Source organism: Streptomyces sp. NPDC005774 (assembly GCF_042871645.1).
GTDB lineage: Bacteria > Actinomycetota > Actinomycetes > Streptomycetales > Streptomycetaceae > Streptomyces > Streptomyces pratens.
Genome location: NZ_JBIAIV010000013.1, coordinates 48,935 through 64,888, shown reverse-complemented (window position 1 = coordinate 64,888; position 15,954 = coordinate 48,935). Strand labels below are relative to the sequence as shown.

Annotated in this window: 12 protein-coding genes and 1 pseudogene; 8 read left to right on the top strand and 5 right to left on the bottom strand. The window is 70.1% G+C overall.

Translation table 11 applies throughout. The features are described from left to right. The first annotated feature begins 485 nt into the window (after nt 1-485). Complete coding sequence (locus ACFYQA_RS14815; protein WP_388916668.1) at nt 486-3,950, top strand: DNRLRE domain-containing protein; 3,465 nt, start codon at nt 486-488, stop codon at nt 3,948-3,950. 469 nt (nt 3,951-4,419) lie between these two features. Here the strand turns inward: ACFYQA_RS14815 and ACFYQA_RS14810 are convergent, their stop codons facing one another. The 3 genes from ACFYQA_RS14810 to ACFYQA_RS14800 all read right to left on the bottom strand — a co-directional run bounded on the left by ACFYQA_RS14810 (nt 4,420) and on the right by ACFYQA_RS14800 (nt 5,947). Further along, nucleotides 4,420-4,617, bottom strand: coding sequence for a hypothetical protein (locus ACFYQA_RS14810; RefSeq protein WP_388916665.1), 198 nt, complete (start codon nt 4,615-4,617; stop codon nt 4,420-4,422). Nucleotides 4,618-4,737: 120 nt separating this feature from the next. Continuing rightward, complete coding sequence (locus ACFYQA_RS14805) at nt 4,738-5,001, bottom strand: hypothetical protein (protein WP_388916662.1); 264 nt, start codon at nt 4,999-5,001, stop codon at nt 4,738-4,740. A 715-nt stretch (nt 5,002-5,716) separates the two neighbouring features. Next, a complete protein-coding gene (locus ACFYQA_RS14800; protein ID WP_388916659.1) occupies nt 5,717-5,947 on the bottom strand; it encodes a DUF6243 family protein in 231 nt (76 codons plus the stop codon). 608 nt (nt 5,948-6,555) lie between these two features. Between ACFYQA_RS14800 and ACFYQA_RS14795 the strand changes: the two genes are divergently transcribed. Together ACFYQA_RS14795 and ACFYQA_RS14790 are read left to right on the top strand one after the other, a co-directional pair. Then, a complete protein-coding gene (locus tag ACFYQA_RS14795; RefSeq protein ID WP_388916656.1) occupies nt 6,556-7,389 on the top strand; it encodes a PIG-L family deacetylase in 834 nt (277 codons plus the stop codon). 143 nt (nt 7,390-7,532) lie between these two features. Continuing rightward, the gene (locus tag ACFYQA_RS14790) at nt 7,533-7,757 is read left to right on the top strand and encodes an RHS repeat domain-containing protein (RefSeq protein ID WP_388916653.1); all 225 of its coding nucleotides are present in this window, start codon (nt 7,533-7,535) and stop codon (nt 7,755-7,757) included. Nucleotides 7,758-7,763: 6 nt separating this feature from the next. On the opposite strand, the gene ACFYQA_RS14785 is transcribed toward ACFYQA_RS14790, so the two are convergent. Continuing rightward, on the bottom strand, nt 7,764-8,615 hold the full coding sequence (locus ACFYQA_RS14785) for a hypothetical protein (protein ID WP_388916651.1): 852 nt from the start codon (nt 8,613-8,615) through the stop codon (nt 7,764-7,766). On the opposite strand from ACFYQA_RS14785, the pseudogene ACFYQA_RS14780 reads away from it, so the two are divergent. Continuing rightward, nucleotides 8,601-9,026: pseudogene (locus tag ACFYQA_RS14780) on the top strand (nucleotidyl transferase AbiEii/AbiGii toxin family protein); the annotation flags it as partial. The gene ACFYQA_RS14785 and the pseudogene ACFYQA_RS14780 overlap by 15 nt on opposite strands. 325 nt (nt 9,027-9,351) lie before the next feature. On the opposite strand, the gene ACFYQA_RS14775 reads toward ACFYQA_RS14780, so the two are convergent. Further along, the gene (locus tag ACFYQA_RS14775) at nt 9,352-9,702 is read right to left on the bottom strand and encodes a trypco2 family protein (protein WP_388916648.1); all 351 of its coding nucleotides are present in this window, start codon (nt 9,700-9,702) and stop codon (nt 9,352-9,354) included. 91 nt (nt 9,703-9,793) lie between these two features. Between ACFYQA_RS14775 and ACFYQA_RS14770 the strand changes: the two genes are divergently transcribed. The 4 genes from ACFYQA_RS14770 to ACFYQA_RS14755 all read left to right on the top strand — a co-directional run bounded on the left by ACFYQA_RS14770 (nt 9,794) and on the right by ACFYQA_RS14755 (nt 15,952). Continuing rightward, nucleotides 9,794-11,116: a serine protease gene (locus tag ACFYQA_RS14770; RefSeq protein WP_388916645.1), complete on the top strand. Its 1,323-nt coding sequence runs from the start codon at nt 9,794-9,796 to the stop codon at nt 11,114-11,116. A 46-nt stretch (nt 11,117-11,162) separates the two neighbouring features. Then, on the top strand, nt 11,163-13,469 hold the full coding sequence (locus tag ACFYQA_RS14765) for a tetratricopeptide repeat protein (RefSeq protein ID WP_388916642.1): 2,307 nt from the start codon (nt 11,163-11,165) through the stop codon (nt 13,467-13,469). A 69-nt stretch (nt 13,470-13,538) separates the two neighbouring features. Then, nucleotides 13,539-14,939: a vWA domain-containing protein gene (locus tag ACFYQA_RS14760; protein WP_388916639.1), complete on the top strand. Its 1,401-nt coding sequence runs from the start codon at nt 13,539-13,541 to the stop codon at nt 14,937-14,939. Then, nucleotides 14,936-15,952: a hypothetical protein gene (locus tag ACFYQA_RS14755; RefSeq protein WP_388916637.1), complete on the top strand. Its 1,017-nt coding sequence runs from the start codon at nt 14,936-14,938 to the stop codon at nt 15,950-15,952. Before ACFYQA_RS14760 ends, ACFYQA_RS14755 begins: the two co-directional genes overlap by 4 nt. Nucleotides 15,953-15,954 lie beyond the last annotated feature (2 nt).

Sequence of the window (15,954 nt, the reverse complement as noted above, 5' to 3'; positions counted from 1 at the left end):
TCAGATGACGGAGATTATGCGGGGAACCCGTGAAATCGCACCAGCTTCGGCGACCTGACGTGATCGCAGTCACAGCTCGAGTCGGGGCATCCGGCCATGGACAGCGCACATGCGAACCCTTGCTCCCTAAAGGATCTTTCACCTGGAGCGAACAACTGACCGCATATCAGGTGAAAGGTCGTTCAACACTCTTCAATAGCCATACCGTTGCGGGCGATATTTCCCGATGTGTTCCCTCCGTGGGGCTGCCCACTCCACACCGATATCCCGGCCACCGCCACGCAGCCGCCGGATCGGACCCGAAGCCGCCGCCCGCCTCACCCCGCCTGCGCCAGGTGACGAGGCACGGCTTATGGGTCATCATCAGCTCGCTTCGCCATGCCCGTTCCGGATCGGGGAGGTCCGCCGCGCATGGCCCGGCTCTGCATCCCCGGCGACACCCGAACGGCGTGCGCCGGATCCAGGGGAAAGGGAACCACCCAACCATGACGCGCAATTGGCGCCACGTGCCCAGCCGTCGGGCCACTGCGGCGGTCGCCGCCGCGGCTCTCGTGGCGATCGCGATCGGCTACGCAGGCCTTGACACGGAGGACTCCGCAGGTCGTGACGGTGCCGGCCGTGGTCGACACACCAGGCCGGTCGACGAGACCGAGGCGATCTCCCGTGCGGCGAAGAGCGGCAAGCCGGTCGAGGTGACATCGCTGCGGACTCCCCGGTCCACCACCTGGGCCCGGCCCGACGGACTCATGGCCAAGCAGTTGCACTCTTCGCCGATCCGGGCCGAGGTGGACGGCCTGTGGAAGGCCGTCGACCGTAATCTGCACCGCACCGCCGACGGCTGGGAACCCAGGGCGACCAACACCCGGATGGTGTTCTCCGCCGGTCCCGGGGAACGAGGCGACGACCGTTCCTCGCGTGCCGGGATGCGCCGGGTCTCACTGGTCGAAGGGACTGCAGCAGCACCCGAGACGCCGACCCCTCTGGCAACGCTGTACGTCGACGGGTACACCATCAAGCTCACCTGGCCAGGCGCCGTCCCGGCTCCTGTCATCGACGGCTCACGCGCCCTGTACCCGGAGATTTTCCCGGGAGCCGATCTGGTTCTGACCGCCGACGACGACGGATTCGCCCAGCTCGTCGTGCTGAAGAGCCGCCAGGCGGCGGCCGACCCGCGCGCAAAGGCGCTGTCGTACGGCATAACCTCCCCGGACCTCAGCTTCCGTCTCGATCCGGTCTCCGACATCGTCACTGCCGAAAGCGCCTACGGCGACGAGGTCGCGACGTCCCCGACGCCGTTGATGTGGGACAGCAGCGGAGTCCCGGCGGTCACCGACAGCACGGTGGGCGCCAGTTCCCAGCCGACCGCATCGGAGACGCCCAGCCCCACGGAGACGCCCGGGCCCACGCCGGAGGAGAGCCCAGGCCCGTCCGAGGAGGCACCCGTACCCGTCGAGGCGGACGAGCAGACCGACCCGTACGCCGAGGTGCTGCCGTCCGCCACCGACGGCCCCTATGTGGCACCGTCCGAGCCACCGCTGCCGTCCGCACCGCCGGAGCCGACACCCGCGCCTTCGCAGTCCGGCTCGGCGGCTACGCTCAGCCTGCCGTCTCTCGACGGCCCCTCCCCCGACTCGCGTGGTGAGCTCGTCGACGCCGACCTGTCGGAAGCCAACTGGACGCTCACCCCCGACCAGGCCTTCCTCACGGATCCGGCAACCACGTACCCCGTGTTCATCGACCCGTCGGTCAAGAAGCACACACAGAACTGGACCACCGCGTACAGCCGCCACCCCAACGCCACGTTCTACAATGGCAAGGGATTCAACAAGGGCGGTACACACGATGCGCGCGTCGGCTTCGAGTCCGACACGTGGGGCACTTCCCGGTCGTACTTCAACATTGCCTTCGACAAGGATCTCAAGGGCGCCCAGATCATCAGTGCGAAGCTGCGCATGCTGGAGACCTATTCCTGGTCCTGTAGCGCCCGGTCGATGAGCGTGCACCTCACCGGACCGGTCAACTCGCATACCAACTGGAAGAACGCGCCCAAGTTGCACGACGGCAACAAGTTCGCGACCAAGAGCTTCGCTCACGGGTACAAGTCCACTTGTCGCGACGCCTACGAGACCTTCGACGTGCGCAAGGCCGCCCAGAAGCACGCCGACCAGGGGAAAAGCAGCATCACTTTCGGACTCCGTGCCCGGGACGAGAACTCCCAGTACGCCTGGAAGAAGTTCCAGGCCAACGGCGACAACGCCCCCGTCCTGGAGCTCGTGTACAACCGCAAGCCGAACGCACCCACCTCCCTCGACCTCGGTCCGGACGCCAAGTGCACCACCACCGAGCCGCACGTCCGCATGGGTTCCGGAAGCCTGACCTTCAGCGCGAAGGCGTCGGACAAGGACAAGAACCTCGACTACCTCGACTTCGACCTCTGGCCGACCAACAAACTGCCCACCTCCGGCGATCTCCTCGGGGCAACCGGCAAGGTCTCCGTCGGCGGCGACACCGGCACAGCCCTGCGAACCACTCCCGCATTCTCGACCAGCAAACTCACCAACGGCACCCTCTACTCCTGGCGTGTGAGGGCCGTAGACGACGCCGGAGCCACCTCGGCCTATTCTCCGGCGAAGACGCCCTGCCGCTTCATCCTGGACACCTCGGCACCCAAGCCGCCGAAGGTCAGCTCCACCGACTTCCCGAACGCCGACGGCAGTGAGAACGGCTTCGGCAACGACGCCGAGGACGCGAACTGGAGCACCAAGAAGTTCGGCACCCCGGGCTCGTTCACCGTCCGCGCGCTCAACAGCGACACAGTCCGCTACGAGTACGGATTCAACTCTGCCAGCTATCCGTTCTCGCTCGCCCGCACGGCTGGGACGGCCACCACCGTCAGCGCCACCATCAGCAACGCCAAGCCGCCGACCGCTGGCCCCAATGTGCTGTACGTCCGGGCGGTCGACGGTGCGGGCAACGTCTCGGAGCCGACGAAGTACTTCTTCTACGTCTCGCCCCGCGACCAGGCCGACGCACCAGGAGACTTCACCGGTGACAAGCTCGCCGACCTCATGGTGATCACGGAGGCCGGCAACCTCGCGCTCTACCCCTCGCAGGCCACCAACGACCTCACCAAAGGCAGCGGCGACCTGGACTACTCCATGTCCGGCGCCTACCGGGGCAACCCCGAGAAGGACCCACAGGGAGATGATCTGCCCCCCTTCGTCGCCGCGCTCTCGGGACACTTCAAGGGCGCCCTGATCACGCACAATGGCGACATCTACGGCGGTGACGGACTCCAGGACCTGGTGGTCCGGGTCGGCGGCAAGCTCTGGGTCTACCCCGGAGACGGCTACGGAGCCGTCAACATCGACAAGCGACGGGAGATCCTGTTGCCGGCTGGTGCGCCCGCCCCCGCCGATCTCACGCAGATCGTGGCGGCAGGCGACGCCACTGGAAACGGTCTGACCGACTTCTTCGCCACCGTCGGTGACGCGCTGTGGGTGTTCAGCGGCTACAACGGCGCTTCGATGGACAAAGCCACCCGCCTGTCCTCGTCCGCCTGGACCGAACGCGACATCGTCACTGCCCAGGACGTTTCGGGTGACGGCGTCACCGACCTCGTCTACCGCACCGATGTCACCGGCAGGCTGCTGCTCCGTAAGGGCATCGCGGCGTCCGGCGGAGGTGTGGTCCTCACCTCTCTGGCTGCCGCGGCCAATTCGGCAGGGGGCGTGGACACCGAGTACGGCTCCTCCGGCTGGTCCAGCACGAGCATCCCGCACCTGATCGGCACGCCGGACGTCAACGGGGACGCAATACCCGACATCTGGACCGTGCGGTCCGACGGATCCGTGAGGTTCTACGCGGGCGGCCGGACCGTGCTCACCGGCTCCGGCACGCAGATCATCGGCGCCGCGAGCTACTGGAGGACACGTATCGGCATCGGCTGACGCGGCACCGGGCGCGGGGGGGGGGGGGGGGGGGGGGGGGGGGGCGCCCCCCCCCCCCCCCCCAACCACACCCCCCCCCCCCCCCCCCCCCCCCCCCGCCGCCCCCGGGGGGGGGCGCCCCGGGGGGGGGGGGGGGGGGCCCCCGCGGGGGGGGGGGGGGGGCGCCCGGGGGGGGGGGGCCCCCGGGGGGCCCCCCGGGGCCCCCCCCCGCGCCCGGTTCAGAACCTGCCCGGGCCGCAGGTTCCCCCGTGAGACACGAAGGCGGTCGCCGCAGCCTTGTACTCGTCGTGGTGGAAGGGCGCAGGCGCGGTCCTGTCGCTCATCCTCCTCCCCTCCCCACGGGATGGGGCCCCGGCGGGCCGGATCGGCGCCGTCAACGTATGTGCCCCGGACACGGCCGTGGCGAAGGTCTACGCCTACGGCCACGGGCCAGCCGCCATGCGCCCGGGGCCGGCGGAGTCGTCGATGGTCACCGAGTACGGACCGGGCTCGGTGACGTCGTCCACCGGGGCAGTGAACCGGTCGGCGGGTCGGCCGGGCCTCTGCCGCCGGCGGCCTCGATCAACACGTCGTCGACGCTCAGCGTCTCCAGGAGACTGTTGGCGTCCAGCGAGAACCGCAGCCGCAGGTCACCGCCCTCGGCGGAGTCCGGCAGGGGGAACGACACCGCGCCCGTGGCGGGTGCGCGCCGATTCCAGCGTGGTGAACGGGCCGCCGTCGACCGAGTAGGCCACGGTGAAGCTCTCACCGAGGTCCAGCCCCGATGCCGCCCGGGTGCAGGACAGTGTCAGGTCTCCGTATCCGGCCAGGTTGTGATGGGCGCGGACACCATGGACGGCTCGGAGGACAGCGACCCAGTGAGCCGGGCGCCGTACGTTCCGGTCCTGGCGGAACCGGAAGCGATGAAGGTGTCGAGCCCGTCGGAGAAGTCCTCGCTGCAGACCGGCGTGGCGTCGGAGGCAGGGGCTGTCGCAACGCCCGCGGTTCCCACGGCCGTGACGCCAACGGCCAGGGGGCCGAGTAAGCGCAGGCGCCCGCCGGTACTAGACATGTCCGAGATCCCTTCCGGCCACGCCGGTCGACTGCGTCGGCGCGCCCTTGCCGGTTGCGCGAGTCGTGCCTGCTTCCGATCCCCGCGGATCGTTCCGGGATCGGCCCGCACCGGGTCAAGCGGGCAGTCGAGGTGGGGAAATCGGTGAAATCACCGGCCGGGTCGGCGTCGGCGGACAGGGCGAGCAGCATGACCGGGGCGCTGGCGCTCCGGTCATGGACCGAGCGTCGGCGGCTTCGGGGCCCGCGCAGAGCAGAAAGAGTGACCATCCCCTGTGGGATCCCTCTGGGACTTTTCTGGGACTTCCGGCCGCATCAACGGGCATGACCGAGAAAGAGCCGAAACACCATCTGCCCGGGTCAAAGGCCCGCAGCTACCCATCGTGGCAGGCCACAGGGCTTCCTGGTCTCTTCCGGGACATCTGAGGGTTCTCGGAAAAAGCGCTGTCACGCCCCTCCTGACCTTCATAAATGCGAGGCGAGGTGGGGTGCGACGGAGTCTCTGGGACTTTGAACCAGGAGCGGCTGTTTCCGAGCGCCGCGCTCTTCACATGATGAGTCGTCGACAAGACGTCACCATGTCGACGGGCTGGGCGGCCCGCGGCTGAACCGGGCGGTGAGCGGGCCCCGCCGCCCCGGTACGGCAGCGGGGCCCGGACCGCGCGTCGCGGTCCGGGCCCTGCTCCGTGCGGTTGCCGCCCTGCGGCGGCGGTGCGTCAGCTCTGCGCGGTGTCGTCGCCCGCCTGCGCGGTGTCGTCGCCCGTCTGTCCGGCGCCCTCGGCTGCGCCTGCCTTCTCGCGCATCTTGCGCACCAGCTCTGCCTTCTGGTCGGCGGCACTCTGGCGGTCGAGGTTGCGGTGCGGACCGTTGTTCTGCCGTTCGGTGCGGGACAGCTTCTTGCGCTGGCCCCCGCCCATGCCCACGGGGTTGTTGATGTTCTTGCTCACGGGTTCTCCCGGAATGATGTGAAGTGATCTACGGATTCATCGGCGGGGGACGGGCGCGGCGACGTCGAAGGACGTCAGCAGGGGCCCGTCACGCTCTCACTCGTAAATCGGCGTCTGGAAGAACATGACCAGGACGTTACCCGGTTCCGCCGGCCCCGCACACCAAGGTTCTTCGCCGTCCCGGCATCGGCCGGGCCTACAGTTCCGAGTTCCCCTCAGACTGTCACGTACGCCGACCGGGACCTTCCGGTCCGGTTGGCGATGAACCGCCGGCGAACTGTGATTCCGTCATCCTGCAAGGTCCCCGATTTCGTGCCGGGATCTCACGGCTGGTGCCGGATAGAAGCCGGATTCGACGTGGCACCGAGACGTGCAGGCCGCGCCCGCACTTCCTTCGCGCGTGAACGCCGCCGCCCGGAAGGCCAGGCAGCCGCGCCGGGAACAGTTGGCCGGGCCGGCACGGTTGCATCGACCGAGGGACCGACGCCGCACGGACGGGGAACACGGAGACCACAAGGTCGTCCGCCCCACCAGGATCCGGGCCCCAGGATCGCGGTACGCCCGCCGCGCACTCGGACCAAGACGTATTTCTGCAGGAGGACTCTTTCATGACCGACCGGCCCTTGACGCTCATGGCAGTACACGCCCACCCCGACGACGAGGCCACCGGAACCGGAGGGATCCTCGCGCGGTACGCGGCGGAAGGCATTCGCACCGTTCTCGTCACATGTACCGACGGCGGTTGCGGTGACGGAACGGGGGGCGCCAAGCCGGGCGATCCCGGGCACGATCCGGCGGCCGTCGCCTCGGTACGCCGCCAAGAACTCGAGGCGAGCTGTGACGTCCTGAAGATCAGCGATCTGGAGGTGCTGGACTACGCCGACTCCGGGATGATGGGCTGGCCGAGCAACGACGCCCCCGGATCCTTCTGGCAGACCCCCGTGGAGGAAGGCGCCGCCCGACTTGCGGAACTCATGCGGCACTATCGACCCGATGTGGTCGTCACCTACGACGAGAACGGCTTCTACGGCCACCCCGACCACATCCAGGCCCACCGCATCACGATGGCGGCGCTGGAGATGACCGCGCTGACACCGAAGGTGTACTGGACCACGATGCCCCGCTCGGGGATGCAGCGGTTCGGCGAGATCATGCGCGAGTTCCATGAGGACATGCCGGAGCCGGATCCTGCCGAGGCCGCCGCGATGGCCGAGATCGGTCTCCCCGACGATGAGATCACCACGTGGGTGGACACCACCGCGTTCAGCGGTCAGAAGTTCGACTCGCTGGCCGCGCACGCCAGTCAGGGCGAGAACATCTTCTTCCTCAAGATGGGCAAGGAGAGGTTCGGCGAGTTGATGGGCACGGAGACCTTCGTACGTGTCAAGGACGCCACCGGCGCGGCCGTACCCGAGAACGATCTCTTCGCCGGACTGCGCTGATCCGTCCGCCCGACCGGGCCCGGGAAGGCTCATCGGCCGCACGGCGGGCGATTTCCTGGGGCAGCGGTGAGTCAGGTCTGCGGACCGACTCATCACTGCCAAGCCCACACGGTCGTCACGGACCTCATCGCCGGCAGGCTTTTGTGGGGCTGCCCCTCGCCCGCACCGATGCCCTGGGCAACACCTACACCTTCCACCGTGACGCCTTCGGCCGCCCCGCCACCATGACTGACCCACTCGGAGGTGTCACACGGCTGGAGTGGGGCATCGAGGGGAAGCAGGCACAGGTGCGGGAGGCTCAGCCGATTCCGAAGCCGTCGCCGGCAACGAGGGTCATGGTGCCGGAAGGACAGGGCACCCTGTTCTGACAAGGCCTAGACCTCCGGTCGGACCTTGCTGCCGATGTGGGCGAGGCGAATCGTCCGCTTCTCCGGTACCAGGCGGAAGTGGATGCGGCCGGCGCCCGGGGTGAATCGGGCGTGTAGGTCGAAGGTGCGTGTTTCCCCGTCCAGATCGGTGAAACGGCACACGCGCTTACGGGTCTCGCCCTCCGGGCTCACCTTGGTCCGCCACTCGGGCTCGGCCATACTCGCCGGGTCCCACGCGGCAACGGCTTCCTCCAGTCGCTCCAGAGTTCGCCGTACGGGTACCACCCAGTGCGGGTTCAGGCCGCTGAGCCGGCTCTCGACCCGCGGCAGGAACGTAAGGTGCGGATAGAGATCGGCGCAGCTGTCCCAAATCCGCGAGCCGGTGGTGACGCCCTCCCGGCGTGCCGCTCGGATCCAGTCCAGGTGCACGTCGAGATGAGGCTCGGCGGAGAGATGCCTGACGTCGACGGTGTCGTGCCGCCTCTCCAGCGTGCCGTCGTCGTCTTCGGTGAGTTCGCTGCGCTCCAGGGTGACGCTGTCGGCCTGCCACTGCCGAGCCACCGGAAGGCTGACGGCGATGCCGTCCATGAAGTGCGCGGCGCCCAGGCCAAGGACGACCTCGCCGTTGTGACGGTATTCCAGATGGTCGGCGGCATCCTCCGCCGAGAAGACGCTCCGCACGGGCGAGCGGCCCTGTAATGCCCGAAGGCGCTGCCAGAGAGCGCGGTTGCGCGGACTGGCGCCGATCCACTTGTTGACGGGATAACCGTCGGCGATGTCCAGTGCCTTGACGTCCACCTCGCTCACGAGGGCCGTGCCTCCCGCGGCTGCGGCGGCACGGACATGCCGGAGCTGCACACGCGGCTCCTGGCGGATGTGATCGCGCTCGGTTCCCCGTATCCCCTGGTCCTCACCGGCGGGTATGCCGTGCGGGCGCGCCGCCTCGTGAGCCGCCCCAGCCCGGACCTCGATGTCGCCACCGAGGATCCGGCGCCCATGGCCGACATCGCCGCCACGCTCCGCGCCGGCCTGGAAGCCCGCGGCCGGAAGGTGCACGCGCTGGAGACCGCCCCGCTGTCCGCCCGCTTCACCGTGACCGACCCGGCCACCGGACAGGACTGCGAAGTCGACATCCTCAAGGAGATCTTCTGGCGACCGGTCGCCCAGAGCCCGTACGGGCCCGTCCTCGCGGAGGAGGACGTGATCGGGACCAAGGTCCGCGCCCTCGCCGATCGCCCGCCCGATGGTCGAGGAGCCGACGTCGTAGACCATGGCGAGGGCGTCCTGGGGCAGGCCGGTGCGCAGGGAGGCCAGCGTGATCACCAGCCGGTCGCGGAAGACGAGTTCGTACTTCGGTCCCGTCCCCGGCCAGACGGCGACGGCCGCGTCCGCGCCGGTCGTGACGCTCGCTCTCGCACCGTGATTCCCACCGAGGTTCGAGTTCGTCGAGCAACTCGCCGAAGTGCTGGCGGCTCACGCCGCAGAAGGCAGGATGAGACAAGGCCGCGCGGGCCCACTTCTTGATCACACTCGAAGAACCCGCGCGGCCCTCGTCATGTCACGGCCCCGACCCGATCAATCGCGGGGGAACTCGTTAGCTCCGCGAGAGGGAGCCGTCGTGCGGTTCTGGCCGGTGGTGGGCATCGGCGTCCTCGCGGCTCACCTCATGGTGACGGCCGTCGGGGCGGGGAAGGGGCTTGAGGGCGACCTCGATGCGGTGCGTGGAGTCATGGCTCACCGAGCCGCCCAGACGTGCCTCGACCACGCCCAGGCGCAGACCCGCCCCGCCCTCGCCGGCCCGGTGGAACTGCACCGAGAACTCCAGGCTGACCTGCTCCACATTGAACCGCCAGTCGCTCTCCGCTCCTTCTGCCTGGGCCCGCGCCAACTCCGCGCGAACCGAGCCGATGGCCTCCGCAAGACCGATCGTTTCCATATCCCTCATGTCAACACACCCCCGTCTTCCGTTGCTTGACCGATCCACTCTGCTCACAAGTCTAGGGACGCACCAGGCTTTGCACGTAGTGTGAGACAGCATGGGGGAACTGCGTGCGGACTGGAGGCTCAGGCTGCGGCGCGAGGACGCGCACGGCCCCATCTGTGGTGCCGGCGTGCTCGTCGACCAGTACACGGCGCTGACCTGCGCACACGTGGTGCGCCACCCGGACGCCGTCATGTGGCTGGAGTTCGCCGAGAACAGCGAGCTCGAGCCGGTCTCCGCACGCGTCATGCCCGGCGGCTGGCTGCCGGAGGGCGAGAGCGGCGAGGACGTCGCCGTGCTGCGCCTGGACAGCCCTCGCCCGCAGGCGCGCCGCGCCCTCCTGGAACCCAGGCTGTGGGGCGGAATGGAGGTGTACGCGACCGGTTACGCGAAGGGCTTCGACGACGGCATGAGCCTGTGGGGGCGCATCGGCGGCGCCAGCGGTGAGCGGGTGCAGCTCGACGCCGTCACCAGGACGGAGGTGGTGCGCGCCGGCTTCAGCGGCGCCGCCGTGTGCACCCGGCCTCAGGAAGGTCGTCCCGCCCGTGTGGTCGGCCTCGTCGTCAGCTGGCGCGGCGATCTGGGCGAACTGCTGCCCGAAGACAACCGGCTCTCCTTCTCCTACCTGATCCCCATTGACCGCATCGCCGAACTCTCGCCGGTCATCAAGGAGTTGAGCAGCCCGCATGCCTGGGATCACGGCTTCGAGGAGCGGTTGACCCGGTGGTTCGACGACCCGGACGAGGACCCGGTGAAGATCACCGTGGTGCCTCCGGGCAGCGGCAAGGACCGCTCGCTGCGCCATCTGCTGCACCGCGCCCACGTCGTCCATCGCGGCGGCGCCAGCAGGCCGGACCTCGTCGACCACGCCTTGGACCAGGTCACTTTCCCGGCCGGTGAATACCTGGCGTACTGGGACTGGCTGCGCGGCGCCAAGCCCCGACCCGCGCGGGCGGCCGACCGTGCGCCCGTGCGACCGGTCACGGTCCTCGTCGACGGTCTCGACGAGGAGCCCCAGCCGGGTCCCCTGATCGAACTTCTGGCCCGGCTGCGGGTGTTCGGCTTCCGGCTGCTGCTCGTCTTCCGCCACGAGGGCGGCCCCGGCTGGACCGCGTCCCGCGACCGGCTCCTGCGGCCCGCGCTCCTCCGCCACGCGGACACACTGCTCGACCGTCTGCAGCGCGTGGAGTTCAGCCGGGCGATCCGCCGCGACATCGTCGGCAGCGCCTCCCTCGGCTCCGTGACCGAGACGGCCGACCGGCACCGGGCCGCGCGCCGTCTGATCGACGAGGTGAGGGACCCGCAGCAGCAACTCACCCGGCTGCGCGCACTGATCAGGACCCTGCGCGCCGACCTGAGCCGCCATGGAGACCGGTGATGCGGTGCTCCGCCCGGCCCGGGCGAGGGCAAAGGAGCACGAGGGGATGACGGCCTGCCCGCACCGGCGCTTCGCCGGAGCCCCCTGCGGCGGCACCGTGCTGCCCACCGGCCACTGCGCCGCATGCGGCCGCGCGGAGAGCGGCCCCGGGCTGCCCGCCCTTCCCGAGGACCCCCGGGAACTCGGCCCCCGCGAACTCCTCTCGCTCCCCGAGCGAGAGCCCCGCCCCGCCGAGGAACGCCTCGTCCGTCCCGAGGCACCACTGCGCATCCGCATGGACTGCTCGTCCACCGGCTGCGGCATCGCCTTCGCCCCGCCCTACACCGAGGGCCCGGTGCCGATCAAGGGATTCTGCCCGGTCTGCGGCGAGCGCTACTCGTACCAGCCCGAACTCGCCAAGGGCGACATGCTGCGCGACCAGTACAGGATCATGGGACCCATCGCGCACGGCGGACAGGGCTGGGTCTACCTCGCCGAGGACACCCATCTCGGTGACGTCGTCGCCGTCAAGGGACTGCTCAACCGGTACGAGCACGACGGCGCCCGGCTCGCCGACGTCGAACGCCGCAACCTCGTCGCCATCCGCCACCCCCGCATCGTGCAGATCCGCGACTTCGTCGCCCGGAGTGACGACACCGGCCAGGTCACCGGCGGCTACATCGTCATGGACGACGTCGGTGACGGCACCCTCGCGAAAGTCGTCGAGGACGTCCGGCGCGGTGAATCCGTCCTCGACATCGAGCACGTCGCGGCGTACGGCTGCCAGATCCTCGAAGCCTTCGTCCACCTGCACGCCGACGGCGAACGGGTCTTCGTGTACGGGGACATGAAGCCCTCCAACGTCGTGCACCACAGGGACGGCATCAAGGTCATCGATCTCGGCGGCATGCGCGAACAGGGCCAGAGCCAGCCGCCCGCCCATGTCACGGCCGACTACACGGCACCTGAGACCGAAACGTCGGCCAGGACCACCGTCGCCCACGACCTGCACACCGTCGGCGCCACCTTGCGGGAACTCGCCCGCTGGGCCGTCGCCGACGTGCCCGGCCTCGGTACCGCCTCCTTCCAGCGGGTCGTCGATCGTGCCGTCCGGCCCTCCCCGTACCGGCGCTTCGCCGACGCCCATGAGATGGTCGGCCAACTGCGCGGCGCCCTGCGGGAGATCCGCGCGCTGCGCGGCAAGAGCGACCCGCCCGAGCCCTCCGACTACTTCCGGCCGTCCACCCGGCTGCTCGGCGCCCGGCTCGGCACGGTGCCGGACATCGAACACTGGCTGGACCGCCCCCGCCGCGACCGGTACGAGCCACCCGTGGCACCGGCCCTCGAGCTCGGCGCCCCCACACCCACCGAGATCGCCGCCTGTCTGCCGGTGCCGAGGCCGTACCCGGGCGATCCGCAGACCGCGCGGTTCGAGGTGAGCAGCGGCTACGACCCGGGCCAGCTCCTCGAGCAGGAGGACGAGAAGCCGCGCTCGGTGGAGATCTGCCTGCACAACGTGCGCGTTCTGCTGGACCGGAACACCGGGGAGGACCTGGAGCGGGCCCAGGAGGAGCTCGACACGGCGGACTCCATCCCCGGGCCGCCCGCCGTGCGCCGGTGGCGGCTGGAGTGGCATCGCGCCCTGCTCGCGCTGCGCAGCGCCGACCTCGACGACGACCCACGGCAGGTCGTCGAGGCCCGGAGACACTTCACGCAGGCCCACCTCGAACTGCCCGGCGAGTACGCGCCCAAACTGGCCCTCGCCTACTGCGCGGAGCGGCTCGGCGACGACACGGCCGAGCCCACGGCCAAGGAACTGTACGAGGTGGTCTTCGCCCGCAACCCCGCGCACGGCGGCGCGGCCCTCGGCCTGGCCAGGCTCGCGCTCCGCGCGCGCGACCGCCGGACGGCCATCGACGTGCTCGGCCGGGTCCGGCAGGGCACTCTGGACCACACCGTCGCCCGGATCGCCTCCCTGCGCATCCGCGCGGCCCGGCTGCCCGGAGACGGTGATCCGCTGCCCGCGCCCGCCGAGGTCGACGCGGCGCTGGCCGAACTGCGCAAGCTCGAGGGCGGGAGTCCGGGCGCCGGGGAGCCTCGCCTGTCGGAGGACGAGGCGCTGCGCCTGGGCACCGAACTCCACGAATGGAAACTGGACGCGGTGCACAGCCTCAGCGACCGGCCCGGTTCGCCGGGAAGGGATGCCGGACGGCTCAACGCCCGCAGTCTGAGACGTCTGAGCGCCCCGGAGCGCGAGTCGCGCAAGCAGCTGGAGACGCACTACCGGCGACTGGCGGCCCGCCACCATGGGCCGGCCGCCCATGAACACCTCGTGGATCTCATGCACGCGGTACGGCCTCAGACCGTGTTCTGACCGCACGGCACGACAGACCGGATCGGCACCCGGCACCCGGTGTGCCGCGGCGACGAAGGTGAAGGAGCGGTGACGTACGACATGAACAGCCACACCCGGCCGTCGCAGCCGGGCATCCGACTGCACGTCGACCTCGGCGGCGATCTGCTCCCGCACCGAAGCGCGAAGATAGAGGCCCATCTGCAGGTGGACGTGGCCGCCGACGGCGCTCCCACCGATCTGCCCGCGGTCCAGCTCGCCGTGATCATCGCGGTGGACGTCGCCGAATCCAACCGGGCAGCCGTCCGGCACGCCCTGCCGTCGGCGCTGCGTGCCCTGCCCGACCGTATCTCCTTCGCCGTGCTCGGCAGCGGCCCCGAGCCGGTCCGGTGCTATCCGCGGGGCGCCGACGAGTGGGCCGTCGCCGACCGGGAGGAAAGGCGCCGGGCCGCCTTCGTCGCGGGATCGCTCCCGCTGCACCGGGAGGGGACGCGTTCTGCCGGGTACGCCGCCTGGGTGGCCGGATCGCGCGCCCTGCTCTTTGGACGGCCGGTGTCCGTACGCCATCTGGTGCTGATCACCGATGGCAGCAGCGCCCTCGGGGAGACCCGTCTGGAAGAGGAACTGGACGCTTGTGCAGGGCAGTTCACCTGTGATGTGTTCGCCGTGGGCGCGGACTGGGTCCCCGATCCCCTGCTGACCCTCGCCGAACGGCTGCACGGTACGGCCGAGTTCGTGGACGACGGACTCGGCCATGCGATCACTGCCGCCATCCAGCGGCTGCGCCGGGTGCACACGCCCCAGTTGCCGATCGAAGTGACCGTGCGGCCCTCCGTGCGCCAGGTCTCGCTCAGCGAGAAGGCGCCCCGGCCGCACCGCCTCGGCAGGCTGCCCCAGCCCGGCCGGCCGCACCGCTGGAAATTTCCGACCTACCAGTGGCAGCAGGGCAGACGCGACTACCTGCTCACCCTGGTCGCCGACTCCGACGCCGACCCGCTGGAGACCGAGCTGCAGTTCGCCATGGTCTCCATCGGTGATGTCCACGCGCCCGTCATCGCCCGCTGGCACCTCCCCGAGCAGTCCCTGCCCCACGCCCCGACGGGCACCGGCAGTGTGCGTGACCTCAACGCCACCGCCAAGATGCGGAGGGTTCTCCGCCAGGGCCTCATCGCTCTTCAGGAACACCGACCGGACACCGCCAAGGACCGTCTGGGACAGGCCGCCCGGCTGGCGACGCAGTTGGGCACGGACTGGGTGCTGGACGAGATCCGCACGGTCGCCGACATCGAGGACGCGGCCGCGGGGCTGGTCCGGCCGCGCGCCGTCGACGCCGGTGCCCTCGGCCCGATGATCCTGCGCGCCGGGTCCCGTCCCGGCGGCCCCCTGGCCGACGCCGTCGGGGCGCGGCCGGGCCCGCGCTGCGGCGGCTGCGGTACCCCGGCCGGGAGCGAGGCCCGTTACTGCATCACCTGCGGGGAGAAGCTGCGGTGACGACCGGACGCACCACCTCCTGGCACCGGTTCTCCCTCGCCGCTTTCTGGCGCAGGCGCCTGCGCCCCTGGCGGACCCGCCGGCTGCTGGAGGTGCATCTGCTGGTTCTGTTCCTGCTCACGGCCGTGGCGTCGACCGCCCTGTTCCTCTCCTGCCGTCAGGTCCAGCACAGCGCCGAAGCGCTCGCGTCCCGCGAGGCACCGGCCGTGCAGGGGCTCGCCGCCACCCGGCTCGCGGCCCTGCGGGCCGGCCAGGAGGCCCGCGCCCTGGTGAAAATGGACCTCACCGGCGTCACGGGCTCGGGCGAGGCCTACCGGTCCCAGCTCTCGGCTGCCGACCAGGGCCTGTCCCGGATCGCCGACCGCACGGACCAGGACCTCGGCACGGTCAAGGGCCTGCTCGCCACCTACAGCAACTCGCTCGGCCTCGGCACGTCCCTTTACCCCGACCAGCCCCTCATGCGGAAGCAGAAGCTCGAAGAAGCGGACTCGCTGCTCACCCGCGATTCGGTGGGGCTCGTACCCCGCCTGGAGGCACTGCAGGGGGTCCAGCTGAAGCACGCCGAAGCCACAGCCACCATGGGGCAGTGGCAGCGCGGCGGGTGGTGGCTCGCCGAACTCGCCCTGGCCCTGGTGGGGCTGACCCTGCTCTCGGCGTTGTTCGTGCTGCGCGACCGCTGCGGCCGTGACTGGAATCCGTACCTGCTCGCGGCCTTCGTCCTCACCGTGCTGCTCGCGGTGTTTCCGCTGATGGCGATGTCCTCCACCCAGGACGACCTCGGCGGGGCGGTCAAGGATCTGCGGCAGATCACCGACGTGCCCCGGCGAAGCGGCACGGAGCCGGCCGATGCACAGCGGTACGTCACGAAGAAGTCGGAGGAGGTCCGGCAGAAGATGACCGATGACGCCTGGACCGCCCCGGTGTACCAGGGAACTTTCGTCGGCAGCCTGCTGGCCATCGTCCTGCCCGCGCTGGGGCTCGGTCTTCGGCTCGACAACGACTACTGGAGGTGACG